Here is a 13,444-nt window from a genome sequence, read left to right as displayed (position 1 = left end):
ACCTGAATAGATTTTTGGAGGGAAACACATGTCTGTAAAATGGGAAAAACAAGAAGGCAACGAAGGCGTTTTAACGGTTGAAGTTGATGCTGAAACGTTTAAAACAGCACTTGATGATGCATTTAAAAAAGTAGTAAAACAAGTTTCAATTCCTGGATTCCGTAAAGGTAAAATTCCTCGCGGATTATTCGAACAGCGCTTTGGCGTAGAAGCTCTTTACCAAGATGCTTTGGATATTCTTCTTCCTGTAGAATACCCTAAAGCGGTTGAAGAAGCTGGAATCGAGCCTGTAGACCGTCCTGAAATCGATGTTGAAAAAATCGAAAAAGGCGAAAGCTTAATCTTCACTGCGAAAGTAACAGTAAAACCTGAAGTGAAGCTTGGCGAATACAAAGGCCTGGGCATTGAAAAAGACGACACAACTGTAACTGACGAAGATGTTCAAAACGAACTAAAAGCCCTTCAAGAGCGTCAAGCTGAGCTTGTTGTAAAAGAAGAAGGCGCCGTTGAAGAAGGAAACACAGTTGTTCTTGATTTCGAAGGATTCGTTGACGGCGAAGCTTTCGAAGGCGGAAAAGCTGAAAACTACTCTCTTGAAGTAGGATCTGGCTCATTCATCCCTGGCTTCGAAGATCAGTTAGTTGGTCTTGAAGCAGGCGCTGAAAAGGATGTTGAAGTGACATTCCCAGAAGAATACCACGCTGAAGAGCTTGCAGGCAAACCAGCTGTGTTTAAAGTGAAAATTCACGAAATCAAAGCGAAAGAGCTTCCTGAGCTTGACGATGAATTCGCAAAAGATATCGATGAAGAAGTGGAAACACTTGCTGAATTAACTGAAAAAACAAAGAAACGTCTGGAAGAAGCAAAAGAAAACGAAGCTGACGCTAAATTACGTGAAGAGCTTGTTCTGAAAGCTTCTGAAAATGCTGAAATCGACGTTCCGCAAGCAATGGTCGACACTGAGCTTGACCGCATGCTGAAAGAATTCGAACAGCGTCTGCAAATGCAAGGCATGAACCTTGAGCTTTACACTCAATTCTCAGGTCAAGATGAAGCTGCGCTTAAAGAGCAAATGAAAGAAGATGCTGAAAAACGCGTAAAATCTAACCTGACTCTTGAGGCGATTGCGAAAGCGGAAAACCTTGAAGTATCAGATGAGGAAGTTGATGCTGAGCTTACTAAAATGGCTGAAGCATACAACATGCCTGTTGAAAATATTAAACAAGCCATCGGTTCTACTGACGCGATGAAAGAAGATTTAAAAGTTCGCAAAGCAATTGATTTTCTTGTAGAAAACCGTTAATATGGTGCATAATAATAGTAATAGTACTAATAAAACAGGGCGCGAATCATTCGTGCCTTGTTTTGTACAATTATGAGTTATCTCTTTTTCTTGGGGCAATATAGTTAATGCAGGGCTGTTTTTTGTCATACATATAGAATGTGCAAGTCAGAAACACATTGTTACCGTCTTTTTGGAAAGTATGGTAAAATGCAATACATACTCGTTCGTTTCAAGAATCATTTTCTTTTGCTCTGCCGGTAAAAGAAAAAGTGAGACAAGATTAAGGGGTGAAAGAATGTTTAAATTTAACGAGGAAAAAGGACAATTAAAATGCTCGTTCTGTGGAAAAACACAAGATCAGGTTCGTAAGCTTGTAGCTGGACCTGGTGTATATATATGTGACGAATGTATCGAACTCTGCACTGAAATTGTAGAGGAAGAACTCGGAACAGAAGAAGAAGTAGAATTTAAAGACGTACCAAAGCCTCAGGAAATTCGTGAAATTTTGAATGAATATGTCATCGGCCAAGATCAAGCGAAGAAATCACTTGCTGTGGCTGTGTATAACCACTATAAGCGCATTAACTCTAACAGCAAAGTTGATGATGTTGAGCTTTCAAAAAGTAATATTTCATTAATCGGCCCTACGGGAAGCGGTAAAACCCTTCTGGCGCAAACATTGGCTCGCATTTTAAATGTGCCGTTTGCGATTGCAGACGCTACATCTTTGACTGAAGCTGGATACGTGGGTGAAGATGTAGAGAATATTCTCTTGAAGCTCATCCAAGCTGCTGATTATGATGTGGAAAAAGCCGAAAAAGGCATTATCTATATTGATGAAATCGATAAAGTGGCTAGAAAATCTGAAAACCCGTCTATCACACGTGATGTGTCAGGTGAGGGTGTACAGCAGGCATTGCTTAAAATTCTTGAGGGTACAGTGGCAAGCGTACCGCCTCAAGGTGGACGTAAGCATCCTCATCAAGAATTCATTCAAATTGACACAACAAATATTTTGTTCATTTGCGGCGGAGCTTTCGATGGTATCGAACAAATCATCAAACGCCGTTTAGGCCAAAAAGTGATTGGATTCGGTGCCGACAATAAAGCTGCTGATCTTGAGAAAGAAGACCTTCTTTCAAAAGTGCTTCCTGAAGATTTGCTTCGTTTCGGGTTAATTCCTGAATTTATCGGACGTCTTCCGGTTATTGCAAGCCTTGAAAAGCTTGACGAAGAAGCATTGGTTGCGATCTTAACAAAACCGAAAAACGCTCTTGTTAAGCAATTCAAGAAAATGCTTGAGCTTGACAACGTTGAGCTTGAGTTTGAAGAAGAAGCGCTTTCTGAAATTGCTAAAAAAGCAATTGAACGCAAGACTGGAGCACGCGGACTCCGTTCCATCATTGAAGGCATCATGCTTGATGTGATGTTTGAGCTGCCTTCTCGTGATGACATTGAAAAATGTGTAATCACCGGGGCAACTGTGACACACGGAGAGCCTCCTCGCCTCTTATTAAAAGACGGCACTGAGGTAAGCCAAGATAAAACATCTGCATAAAGATAAGTACAAACCTCCTGAGTGGTAACACTCAGGAGGTTTTTTTGCATGCAACTCTTCTGGAAAAACGTTTATTCCCGTCTTCTATGGGAGATACTAGCAATCAGAGGAATGAATTGGATACATAAATTGTTTTTCAGGAGGGACCACCATGAGTTGGACAGGGATCGCGTTATTTATTCAGCTGTTTTTTGGGATCATCATCGGTTTGTATTTTTGGAATTTGCTTAAAAATCAAAGGACACAAAAGGTCACGATAGATAAAGAATCAAAGAAGGAAATGGAGCAGCTTCGGAAAATGCGCGCTATCAGCTTGTCCGAGCCATTATCTGAGAAGGTCCGCCCCAAAAGCTTTAAAGATATCGTCGGACAGGAAGACGGCATTAAAGCATTAAAGGCTGCTTTATGCGGGCCAAATCCTCAGCATGTGATTGTCTATGGGCCACCGGGAGTTGGGAAAACGGCTGCTGCGCGGCTTGTGTTGGAAGAAGCAAAAAAACATAAACAATCACCGTTTAAAGAGCAGGCTGTCTTTGTGGAACTCGATGCGACAACAGCCCGTTTTGATGAAAGAGGAATTGCCGATCCGCTCATTGGCTCTGTCCATGACCCGATATACCAAGGGGCCGGAGCGATGGGACAGGCTGGGATTCCGCAGCCGAAGCAGGGAGCTGTCACCCATGCCCATGGCGGTGTGCTGTTTATTGATGAAATAGGGGAGCTGCATCCTATTCAAATGAATAAAATGCTGAAGGTGCTTGAGGACAGAAAAGTCTTTTTAGACAGTGCGTATTACAGTGAGGAAAATACACAAATTCCGAATCATATTCATGATATTTTTCAAAATGGGCTGCCGGCTGATTTTCGCTTGATTGGCGCGACCACGAGAATGCCAAACGAAATTCCGCCAGCTATCCGGTCCCGCTGTTTGGAGGTTTTTTTCCGCGAGCTTGAAAAGGACGAGCTGAAAACGGTTGCTAAAACAGCAGCTGATAAAATTGAAAAAAATATCTCCGAAGAAGGACTGGATCTTTTGACCAGCTACACGCGGAACGGGCGGGAAGCCGTCAATATGATTCAAATCGCAGCGGGGATGGCTGTAACGGAGAATCGGAAAGACATTACGATTGAGGATATTGAATGGGTCATTCACTCCAGTCAGCTTACTCCAAAGCACGAGCAAAAAATCGGTGTTGAACCACAGGTTGGCATTGTAAATGGGCTTGCAGTCTATGGGCCTAACAGCGGATCGCTTCTGGAAATCGAAGTGAGTGTAACCTCGGCTCAAGATAAAGGATCAATTAACATCACAGGAATAGCTGAAGAAGAAAGCATCGGCAGCCAATCAAAATCAATCAGACGAAAAAGCATGGCGAAGGGTTCGGTTGAAAATGTATTAACCGTGCTCCGGACAATGGGAATGAAGCCTTCTGATTATGATATTCACATCAATTTCCCAGGAGGGATTCCAATTGATGGGCCGTCAGCAGGCATTGCGATGGCGGCGGGGATTTTCTCGGCGATACACAAAATTCCTATTGACAATACCGTTGCGATGACGGGCGAAATCAGCCTGAACGGTCTTGTGAAACCCATCGGAGGCGTCATTCCGAAAATAAAAGCGGCCAAGCAGTCCGGTGCGAAAAAGGTGATTATCCCATATGAAAATCAGCAGGCGATCTTAAAGCAGATTGACGGGATCAAGATTATTGCAGTGAAGACGTTCCAGGAAGTGCTTGATGAAATTTTAGTGAATCCGCCAACGGAACAAAAACCGTTTCATATTGAAATCAATAAAGAATCCGTTTAAACCCTATTTTGATAATAGGGTTTTTTTCATGAAGGACATCTTTTCCTTTTTCATATCAGAAAGAAAGGGTATACTACGAGGAGACTGTTTTATAGAAAATGGAACCATGCCGTTTATTGTACAAGGATGAAAAAGTTGTATTATAATGGTTCATACTAAAGTCACGGAGGTGTCAGTCACATGGCAGAAGAATTAAAACGCAGCATCCCGCTCCTCCCTTTAAGAGGTTTATTAGTGTACCCGACGATGGTTTTGCATTTAGATGTAGGACGTGACAAGTCGGTTCAGGCTCTTGAACAGGCAATGATGCATGATCATATGATATTTTTAGCCACTCAGCAGGATATTTCGATAGACGAACCTGGTGAAGACGAGATTTTCACTGTCGGCACCTATACAAAAATTAAGCAAATGCTGAAGCTTCCGAACGGTACGATTCGTGTGTTGGTGGAGGGCCTCAAGCGCGCCCATATCGTCAAATACAATGAACACGAGGATTACACGTCGGTAGACATTCAACTTATTCATGAAGATGATTCAAAAGATACAGAAGACGAAGCATTGATGCGGACTTTGCTAGACCACTTTGATCAGTACATAAAAATTTCTAAAAAAATCTCGGCCGAAACGTACGCCGCGGTTACTGATATCGAAGAGCCGGGGAGAATGGCAGACATCGTTGCTTCTCATCTGCCCCTTAAACTAAAGGATAAGCAGGATATTTTAGAAACGGCTGATGTCAAAGACAGGCTGAACAAGGTCATTGATTTTATTAATAATGAAAAAGAAGTGCTGGAGATTGAGAAAAAAATCGGCCAGCGTGTCAAACGTTCGATGGAGCGTACGCAGAAGGAATACTACTTGCGTGAACAAATGAAGGCGATCCAAAAAGAGCTTGGCGATAAAGAAGGCAAAACTGGCGAAGTTCAGACACTGACGGAAAAAATCGAAGAAGCAGGCATGCCTGAGCATGTGAAGGAAACAGCGCTTAAAGAATTGAACAGATATGAAAAAATTCCGTCAAGTTCTGCGGAAAGCTCCGTGATCCGCAACTATATCGACTGGCTGGTTGCTCTTCCATGGACGGATGAAACAGATGATAAGCTTGATTTGAAAGAAGCAGGACGTCTCTTGGACGAAGAGCACCACGGGCTTGAAAAAGTAAAAGAACGTATTTTAGAATATTTGGCTGTCCAGAAGCTGACCAAATCCCTGAAAGGCCCGATTCTCTGTTTGGCAGGACCTCCGGGTGTCGGAAAAACGTCTTTAGCCAAATCAATTGCAAAAAGCTTGGGACGCAAATTCGTCAGAATCTCACTCGGAGGAGTACGGGACGAATCAGAGATACGCGGACACAGACGGACCTATGTCGGAGCAATGCCTGGACGTATTATTCAAGGGATGAAAAAAGCGGGCAAGCTGAATCCGGTCTTCTTATTAGACGAAATTGACAAAATGTCATCTGATTTTAGAGGAGACCCATCATCCGCTATGCTTGAAGTGCTTGATCCAGAGCAAAACAGCAGCTTCAGTGATCACTATATTGAAGAAACCTTTGATTTATCCAAAGTGCTGTTTATCGCAACGGCGAACAATTTGGCCACAATCCCGGGCCCGCTCAGAGACAGAATGGAAATTATTAATATCGCAGGCTACACAGAAATAGAAAAACTTGAAATCGTAAAGGATCACTTGCTCCCAAAGCAAATCAAAGAACACGGGCTGAAGAAAAGCAACCTGCAGCTGCGTGATCAGGCGATTCTTGATATTATCCGCTACTATACGAGAGAAGCTGGTGTGAGAAGCCTTGAACGCCAGCTTGCCGCGATTTGCCGTAAAGCTGCAAAAGCCATTGTTGCTGAAGAGCGAAAACGGATTACGGTTACTGAGAAGAACCTTCAAGACTTTATCGGAAAACGTATTTTCAGATATGGACAAGCTGAAACAGAGGATCAGGTTGGTGTAGTGACAGGGCTTGCTTATACAACCGTTGGCGGAGATACGCTGTCGATTGAAGTATCGCTTTCTCCGGGGAAAGGGAAATTAATCCTGACAGGAAAGCTCGGAGATGTTATGAGAGAGTCAGCTCAGGCTGCATTCAGCTATGTGCGATCCAAAACAGAAGAACTTGGCATTGAACCTGACTTTCATGAGAAGTATGATATTCATATACATGTACCAGAGGGTGCGGTGCCAAAAGATGGTCCGTCAGCCGGTATTACGATGGCAACAGCGCTTGTTTCTGCTTTAACGGGACGGGCGGTTTCGCGTGAAGTCGGCATGACTGGGGAAATCACGCTTCGCGGGCGCGTGCTGCCGATCGGCGGCTTGAAGGAAAAAGCGCTTGGCGCACATAGAGCGGGATTAACGACCATTATTGCGCCTAAAGATAATGAAAAAGATATAGAGGATATTCCGGAAAGCGTCAGGGAGGGGCTGACATTTATATTGGCGTCCCACTTAGACGAGGTTTTGGAACATGCCTTAGTAGGAGAGAAGAAATGAAAGTCACAAAGTCAGAAATCGTGATCAGTGCAGTAAAACCGGAACAGTACCCTGAAGGGGGGCTTCCGGAAATCGCATTGGCCGGAAGATCGAACGTAGGAAAATCGTCTTTTATCAATTCATTAATCAATCGCAAAAATCTTGCGAGAACGTCATCAAAGCCAGGAAAAACACAAACGCTTAATTTCTATATTATCAATGATGAGCTGCATTTTGTGGATGTGCCGGGCTACGGTTTTGCCAAAGTGTCAAAGTCTGAGCGTGAAGCATGGGGCAGAATGATTGAAACCTACATCACGACACGCGAGGAATTAAAAGCTGTGGTGCAGATCGTTGATTTGCGGCATGCGCCATCTAATGATGATGTACAGATGTATGAATTCTTAAAGTATTACGGCATTCCTGTTATTGTTATCGCTACAAAGGCGGATAAAATCCCGAAAGGCAAATGGGACAAACATGCGAAGGTTGTCCGACAAACATTAAATATTGATCCGGAAGACGAGCTGATTCTCTTTTCCTCAGAAACGAAAAAGGGAAAAGACGAAGCTTGGGGAGCGATCAAAAAAATGATAAACCGGTAGAGAATCCTCTACCGGTTTTATTTATCGTATAGATTTTTTTCGTTTTATCAATAATAACAATAAACTAATTCCAATAAAGACAAACGGCCAATACTCCTTCAGAAGCGCTGTTGGAATATGCGCAGACTCAAGCCATGCCATAATTTGTTTAAAAAAGTACAAAAACAGGGAAAAACAAATCATCGACACAGCTTCATATACATATTCTTTTTTTTGAACGGCTGAAACGAGAAGTGAGAAGCCGATCATAAAGAGGAGCATTTCAAAATCATCCGGCCACCATACCCATTTCGGCTTGGCAAAAAAGTGTAAACCGATCCCGAAGAGAAGTAAACCGATGAAGAAATGGGGTGTAACGGCTTCTTTTTTTCCTTGATATACAAAGGCTGCGCCTAACAGCATGAGGAGAACAGGCCATTGATCCTGCCCTGAAAACAGTTCGGCTTGGCCGCTTTCTAGCCATGCATATACAGAAGCGGCAAGCAGCAGACAAGGGAATAAAATTGATTTTTGTTTCATGCATATCACCTTCTTGTTTTTTAGAGCTGATGTGTAGTAAATTTCTGCTGTTTTTGGTATTGTCAATAGGAATGCTTCTTTTCCCTGAAGCTTTTTCTAATATAGCATAAGAATTTTAAAATCTGTTCACATTTTGTGAAAGAAACTATGTTATAATTATTATAAATAATGAGTTCTATGTTAGAATGATTATAAATTAAGATTCGGTGTTGGGGGTGTAATTAGAGCGATGCATATACTTGTTGTGGGAGTAGATTATAAATCCGCCCCTATTGAGATACGTGAAAAAGTAAGTTTTCAGCCGAATGAGCTGGCAGAAGCAATGGTGCAGCTGAAAGAAGAGAAAAGCATTCTTGAAAACATCATTGTCTCAACCTGCAACCGCACTGAAATTTATGCGGTAGTCGACCAGCTTCATACCGGCCGTTATTATATAAAAAAGTTTTTAGCTGATTGGTTTCAATTAAGCAAAGAAGAGCTGTCACCGTTCTTAACGTTTTATGAGAGCGATGCCGCTGTTGAGCATTTATTCCGTGTAGCCTGCGGACTTGACTCTATGGTGATTGGCGAAACGCAGATTCTCGGACAGGTACGCGACAGCTTTAAAACAGCTCAGCAAGAAAAAACGATCGGGACTATTTTTAATGAGCTGTTTAAGCAGGCGGTTACAGTGGGCAAACGGACTCACGCCGAAACAGACATTGGCTCAAATGCGGTGTCAGTAAGCTATGCTGCAGTTGAACTTGCTAAAAAAATCTTCGGGAATCTTTCAAGCAAGCACATATTGATTCTCGGTGCGGGAAAAATGGGCGAGCTTGCTGCGGAAAACCTGCACGGACAGGGAATCGGCAAGGTCACTGTCATTAACCGAACATACTTGAAAGCGAAGGAGCTTGCAGACCGTTTCTCAGGTGAAGCGAGAAGCTTGAATCAGCTTGAAAGCGCGCTTGCGGAGGCTGATATTTTAATCAGTTCAACCGGTGCAAGTGAATTTGTCGTGTCCAAAGAGATGATGGAAAACGCGAATAAGCTTCGCAAGGGACGTCCGCTGTTTATGGTGGACATTGCCGTGCCTAGAGATCTTGATCCGGCGCTGAATGATCTTGAAGGTGTTTTTCTTTATGATATCGACGATCTGGAAGGCATTGTAGAAGCGAACATGAAAGAACGGAGAGAAACAGCTGAAAAAGTTGAACTGTTAATTGAAGAAACCATTGTGGAATTTAAACAATGGATGAATACACTTGGTGTTGTGCCGGTTATTTCTGCATTGCGCGAAAAGGCGCTTGCCATCCAGTCAGAAACGATGGACAGCATCGAGCGTAAGCTGCCTCACTTAAGCACAAGAGAGAAAAAACTGTTGAACAAACACACCAAAAGTATTATTAACCAAATGCTTCGTGATCCGATTTTAAAGGTGAAAGAGCTTGCGGCAGATGCTGATTCTGAAGAAAAGCTCGCGTTGTTTATGCAGATTTTTGATATTGAAGAAGCTGCGGGCCGTCAAATGATGAAAACCGTTGAAAGCAGCCAGAAGGTCCACTCTTTTAAGAAGGCTGAATCAAAAGCGGGCTTTAGCCCACTTGTAAGTGAGTGAAAGCTGAATGATTGATACTGCAATGGCAAGACTTAATGAGGGGACAATCGTCATTTACGCGTTAAGTGTACTCTTTTATTTTATAGATTTTCTTCAACACAACCGGAAGGCTGGAAAAATGGCCTTCTGGTTGCTTTCTATTGTCTGGACTCTGCAAACCGTGTATTTAGCCTATTTTATGTGGGTGACGGGGCGGTTTCCCGTATTAAATGTGACGGAGGCGCTTTATTTTTATGCCTGGGTGCTTGTCACGCTGTCACTTGTACTGACAAAGCTTTTACGTGTTGACTTTATCGTGTTTTTTACAAATGTTATAGGATTTTCTATGATCGCCATTCACACATTTTCACCGACAGAGCAGCAGTCAGCTGCTTTTTCCGGGCAGCTTGTATCCGAGCTTTTGGTGATCCATATTACAATGGCGATTCTTTCATACGGCGCTTTTTCCCTTTCTTTCGTTTTTTCTGTGCTATATATGTTTCAATATCATCTGCTGAAAAAGAAAAAGTGGGGAAAATGGCTGTTGAGAATAGAAGATTTATCTAAGCTTGATTATATGGCGTATGTTTTAAATGTCATTGGGGTTCCGATGCTGCTGCTGAGTTTGATTCTCGGCGTCATTTGGGCATATGTCTCACTAGAAACGCTGTATTGGTTTGACGCCAAAGTGCTTGGTTCGTTTGTCGTCCTGCTGCTGTACAGCTATTATCTTTATATCAGGCTGATTAAAGAGCTGCAAGGAAAGGTCGCTGCACTGTGGAATACGGCTTGTTTTCTGGTGCTGATGATCAATTATTTCCTGCTTGGAAGCCTGTCGCAATTCCATTGGTTCAGTTAAACGATGTCCCAAGCAGATTCGGGAGGAAAGAAATGATGAGAACGATTAAAGTAGGTTCCAGACGAAGCAAACTCGCTATGACTCAAACAAAATGGGTTATTCAAAAACTGAAGGAAATCAATCCTTTGTTTGCTTTTGAAATTAAAGAGATCGTGACAAAGGGCGACCGGATTGTCGATGTTACACTCTCAAAAGTGGGTGGAAAAGGGCTGTTTGTCAAAGAAATTGAACAGGCGCTTTTAAACGAAGAGATTGATATGGCAGTGCACAGCATGAAGGACATGCCTGCTGTTTTGCCTGAAGGCCTTGTGATCGGCTGTATTCCTGAACGGGAAGATCCTCGTGATGCCCTTATTTCAAAGAATCGCGTAAAGCTTTCAGAAATGAAGGAAGGTGCTGTCATTGGCACAAGCAGTTTAAGAAGAAGCGCGCAGCTTTTGATTGAGCGCCCTGACCTTACAATTAAATGGATTAGAGGTAATATAGATACAAGACTTCAAAAGCTGGAAACAGAGGATTATGACGCGATTATTTTAGCGGCTGCCGGCCTTTCTAGAATGGGTTGGAAGCAAGATGTCGTAACCGAATTCCTTGAGCCTGAGCGCTGTTTGCCTGCTGTGGGGCAGGGAGCACTGGCGATTGAGTGCCGAGAATCGGATGAAGAGCTGTTGGCGTTGTTTTCTCAGTTTACAGATGAATATACAAAACGGACTGTCTTAGCGGAACGTGCTTTTTTAAACACGATGGAGGGCGGCTGCCAGGTTCCGATCGCAGGCTACTCCGTGTTAAATGGACAGGATGAAATTGAAATGACAGGTCTTGTCGCTTCACCTGACGGCAAAATCATTTTTAAAGAAACCGTCACCGGAAACGATCCGGAGGAAGTAGGAAAGCGCTGTGCCGCTCTTATGGCTGACAAAGGAGCAAAAGATTTAATTGATCGTGTAAAACGGGAGCTTGATGAGGATGGAAAATGATTTTCCGTTGAAAGGAAAAACAGTGCTTGTCACCCGGAATAAGGCACAGGCAACATCATTTCAGCAAAAAGTGGAGGCGCTTGGCGGTAAAGCTGTTTTAACCTCTTTGATTACGTTTCGCCGCGCTTTGCCGAATGATGTTGCGGAACAGGTAAGAGAGGATCTTGCCGCGCCAGGCTGGCTTGTTTTTACAAGTGTGAACGGGGCAGACTTCTTTTTTTCTTATCTGAAGGAAAATCAGCTTATTCTCCCTGCGCATAAAAAAATTGCAGCCGTCGGTGAAAAAACCGCCCGCCGTTTAAAAACGCATAACGTATCGGTTGATGTGATGCCACAGGAGTATATTGCTGAACAATTGGCTGACGCTCTTAAGCAGCATGCTGAACCGGGGGAGCCCATTACCGTGATGAAAGGGAATTTGTCACGTGATGTGATAAAACAAGAGCTTGTCCCGCTCGGTTTTGAAGTAAAGGAATGGGTTCTCTACGAAACGATTCCGGATGAAGAAGGCATTGAGGCACTGAAAGACGCTGCGGGTCAATATTCCTTTGACTATGTAACATTTACGAGTTCATCAACCGTACATACGTTTATGCATGTCTTGGGAGAAGAATTAAAAAAGTGGAAGGCGAATGGGACGGCCTGTATCAGCATTGGGCCTTTAACAAGTGATGCCCTTCTGACGTACGGCATCACATCGCATACGCCTGATACATTTACAATAGATGGCATGCTTGAGTTAATGTGCAGCATGTCAAGAGAGGAAGAGAGAATATGAGTCAATCATTTAATAGACACCGCCGCCTGCGGACATCAAAAGCAATGAGAGAAATGGTAAAGGAAATACGTTTGCATCCATCAGATTTTATTTATCCGATTTTTGTCGTTGAAGGTCTGGAAGGCAAAAAAGCTGTTCCGTCAATGCCTGATGTTTACCATGTATCATTAGATTTATTGAAGGATGAAGTAGCGGAGCTGGTGAAACTGGGCATTCAATCTGTTATCGTGTTCGGCATCCCGGAAGAAAAAGATGATTGCGGAACACAAGCGTACCATGATCACGGAATTGTCCAAAAAGCCATCACAGAAATTAAAGAACACTTCCCTGAAATGGTTGTTGTCGCTGACACGTGCCTGTGCGAATATACAGACCACGGCCATTGCGGACTTGTCAAAGACGGGGTCATCCTCAATGATGAATCGCTGGAGCTTTTGGCGCAGACAGCTGTCAGCCAAGCGAAAGCAGGTGCGGATATCATTGCGCCATCAAACATGATGGACGGATTTGTTACAGTGATCAGAGAAGCACTTGATAAAGAAGGATTCGTCAATATTCCCATCATGTCTTACGCTGTTAAATATTCAAGTGAGTTTTACGGTCCGTTCCGTGATGCAGCAAACAGCACACCGCAATTCGGAGACCGCAAAACATATCAGATGGACCCTGCCAACCGTATGGAGGCACTCCGCGAAGCACAATCAGATGTCGAGGAAGGCGCGGACTTTTTGATTGTCAAACCTTCGCTTTCTTATATGGATATCATGCGTGACGTAAAAAATGAGTTTACTTTGCCGCTCGTCGCTTATAATGTAAGCGGAGAGTATTCAATGGTGAAGGCTGCAGCGCAGAACGGCTGGATCAAAGAAAAAGAAATTGTGTTGGAAATTTTGACAAGCATGAAGCGCGCGGGTGCCGACCTGATTATTACGTATCATGCGAAAGACGCAGCGAAATGGCTTGCGGAGTAATTTTATTCAGTTGACAGGAGTT

General features: G+C 43.3%; 11 protein-coding genes. 10 read left to right on the top strand and 1 reads right to left on the bottom strand.

The window, feature by feature from the left end; translation table 11 throughout:
* Nucleotides 1–28 precede the first annotated feature (28 nt).
* The 5 genes from tig (at nucleotide 29) to yihA (ending at nucleotide 7,742) form a co-directional block, all read left to right on the top strand.
* Nucleotides 29–1,303 carry a trigger factor gene (tig, locus tag AC0OMA_RS14135; protein WP_014477565.1) on the top strand — a complete coding sequence of 425 codons (1,275 nt, stop codon included), beginning with the start codon at nucleotides 29–31 and terminating at the stop codon, nucleotides 1,301–1,303.
* Between the two features lie 277 nt (nucleotides 1,304–1,580).
* Nucleotides 1,581–2,843, top strand: coding sequence for an ATP-dependent protease ATP-binding subunit ClpX (gene clpX / locus AC0OMA_RS14130; protein WP_003229613.1), 1,263 nt, complete (start codon nucleotides 1,581–1,583; stop codon nucleotides 2,841–2,843).
* Between the two features lie 151 nt (nucleotides 2,844–2,994).
* Nucleotides 2,995–4,653 carry an ATP-dependent protease LonB gene (lonB, locus tag AC0OMA_RS14125; protein ID WP_015483529.1) on the top strand — a complete coding sequence of 553 codons (1,659 nt, stop codon included), beginning with the start codon at nucleotides 2,995–2,997 and terminating at the stop codon, nucleotides 4,651–4,653.
* A gap of 180 nt (nucleotides 4,654–4,833) precedes the next feature.
* Nucleotides 4,834–7,158, top strand: a complete 2,325-nt coding sequence (gene lon, locus AC0OMA_RS14120) for an endopeptidase La (protein ID WP_015384282.1) — start codon at nucleotides 4,834–4,836, stop codon at nucleotides 7,156–7,158.
* Complete coding sequence (gene yihA, locus AC0OMA_RS14115) at nucleotides 7,155–7,742, top strand: ribosome biogenesis GTP-binding protein YihA/YsxC (protein WP_003229621.1); 588 nt, start codon at nucleotides 7,155–7,157, stop codon at nucleotides 7,740–7,742. The genes lon and yihA overlap by 4 nt, the downstream gene beginning before the upstream one ends.
* Before the next feature lie 21 nt (nucleotides 7,743–7,763).
* Here the strand turns inward: yihA and AC0OMA_RS14110 are convergent, their stop codons facing one another.
* Nucleotides 7,764–8,261: a hypothetical protein gene (locus tag AC0OMA_RS14110; RefSeq protein ID WP_014477563.1), complete on the bottom strand. Its 498-nt coding sequence runs from the start codon at nucleotides 8,259–8,261 to the stop codon at nucleotides 7,764–7,766.
* Between the two features lie 229 nt (nucleotides 8,262–8,490).
* On the opposite strand from AC0OMA_RS14110, the gene hemA reads away from it, so the two are divergent.
* Genes hemA through hemB form a run of 5 tightly spaced genes read left to right on the top strand, consistent with a single transcriptional unit; the run spans nucleotide 8,491 to nucleotide 13,422 of the window.
* Nucleotides 8,491–9,858, top strand: coding sequence for a glutamyl-tRNA reductase (gene hemA, locus AC0OMA_RS14105; RefSeq protein ID WP_004399038.1), 1,368 nt, complete (start codon nucleotides 8,491–8,493; stop codon nucleotides 9,856–9,858).
* 7 nt (nucleotides 9,859–9,865) lie between these two features.
* Nucleotides 9,866–10,696 (top strand): cytochrome c biogenesis protein, encoded by an 831-nt coding sequence (locus AC0OMA_RS14100; RefSeq protein ID WP_003222575.1) that lies wholly within the window; start codon nucleotides 9,866–9,868, stop codon nucleotides 10,694–10,696.
* 32 nt (nucleotides 10,697–10,728) lie between these two features.
* Nucleotides 10,729–11,673, top strand: coding sequence for a hydroxymethylbilane synthase (gene hemC / locus AC0OMA_RS14095; protein WP_080467340.1), 945 nt, complete (start codon nucleotides 10,729–10,731; stop codon nucleotides 11,671–11,673).
* On the top strand, nucleotides 11,663–12,451 hold the full coding sequence (gene hemD / locus AC0OMA_RS14090) for a uroporphyrinogen-III synthase (RefSeq protein ID WP_015483526.1): 789 nt from the start codon (nucleotides 11,663–11,665) through the stop codon (nucleotides 12,449–12,451). The genes hemC and hemD overlap by 11 nt, the downstream gene beginning before the upstream one ends.
* On the top strand, nucleotides 12,448–13,422 hold the full coding sequence (gene hemB, locus AC0OMA_RS14085) for a porphobilinogen synthase (protein ID WP_474222192.1): 975 nt from the start codon (nucleotides 12,448–12,450) through the stop codon (nucleotides 13,420–13,422). Before hemD ends, hemB begins: the two co-directional genes overlap by 4 nt.
* Nucleotides 13,423–13,444 lie beyond the last annotated feature (22 nt).

The organism is Bacillus sp. AMCV2 (assembly GCF_056033925.1).
The sequence above is the reverse complement of the archived record's forward strand: the minus strand, read 5'-3'. Positions and strand labels throughout refer to the sequence as shown.

Bases quoted from the DNA above. Each gene is read 5' to 3' on its own strand.
- tig (WP_014477565.1), top strand. From the start codon at position 29: ATGTCTGTAAAATGGGAAAAACAAGAAGGCAACGAAGGCGTTTTAACG.
- clpX (WP_003229613.1), top strand. From the start codon at position 1,581: ATGTTTAAATTTAACGAGGAAAAAGGACAATTAAAATGCTCGTTCTGT.
- lonB (WP_015483529.1), top strand. From the start codon at position 2,995: ATGAGTTGGACAGGGATCGCGTTATTTATTCAGCTGTTTTTTGGGATC.
- lon (WP_015384282.1), top strand. From the start codon at position 4,834: ATGGCAGAAGAATTAAAACGCAGCATCCCGCTCCTCCCTTTAAGAGGT.
- yihA (WP_003229621.1), top strand. From the start codon at position 7,155: ATGAAAGTCACAAAGTCAGAAATCGTGATCAGTGCAGTAAAACCGGAA.
- AC0OMA_RS14110 (WP_014477563.1), bottom strand. From the start codon at position 8,261: ATGAAACAAAAATCAATTTTATTCCCTTGTCTGCTGCTTGCCGCTTCT.
- hemA (WP_004399038.1), top strand. From the start codon at position 8,491: ATGCATATACTTGTTGTGGGAGTAGATTATAAATCCGCCCCTATTGAG.
- AC0OMA_RS14100 (WP_003222575.1), top strand. From the start codon at position 9,866: ATGATTGATACTGCAATGGCAAGACTTAATGAGGGGACAATCGTCATT.
- hemC (WP_080467340.1), top strand. From the start codon at position 10,729: ATGATGAGAACGATTAAAGTAGGTTCCAGACGAAGCAAACTCGCTATG.
- hemD (WP_015483526.1), top strand. From the start codon at position 11,663: ATGGAAAATGATTTTCCGTTGAAAGGAAAAACAGTGCTTGTCACCCGG.
- hemB (WP_474222192.1), top strand. From the start codon at position 12,448: ATGAGTCAATCATTTAATAGACACCGCCGCCTGCGGACATCAAAAGCA.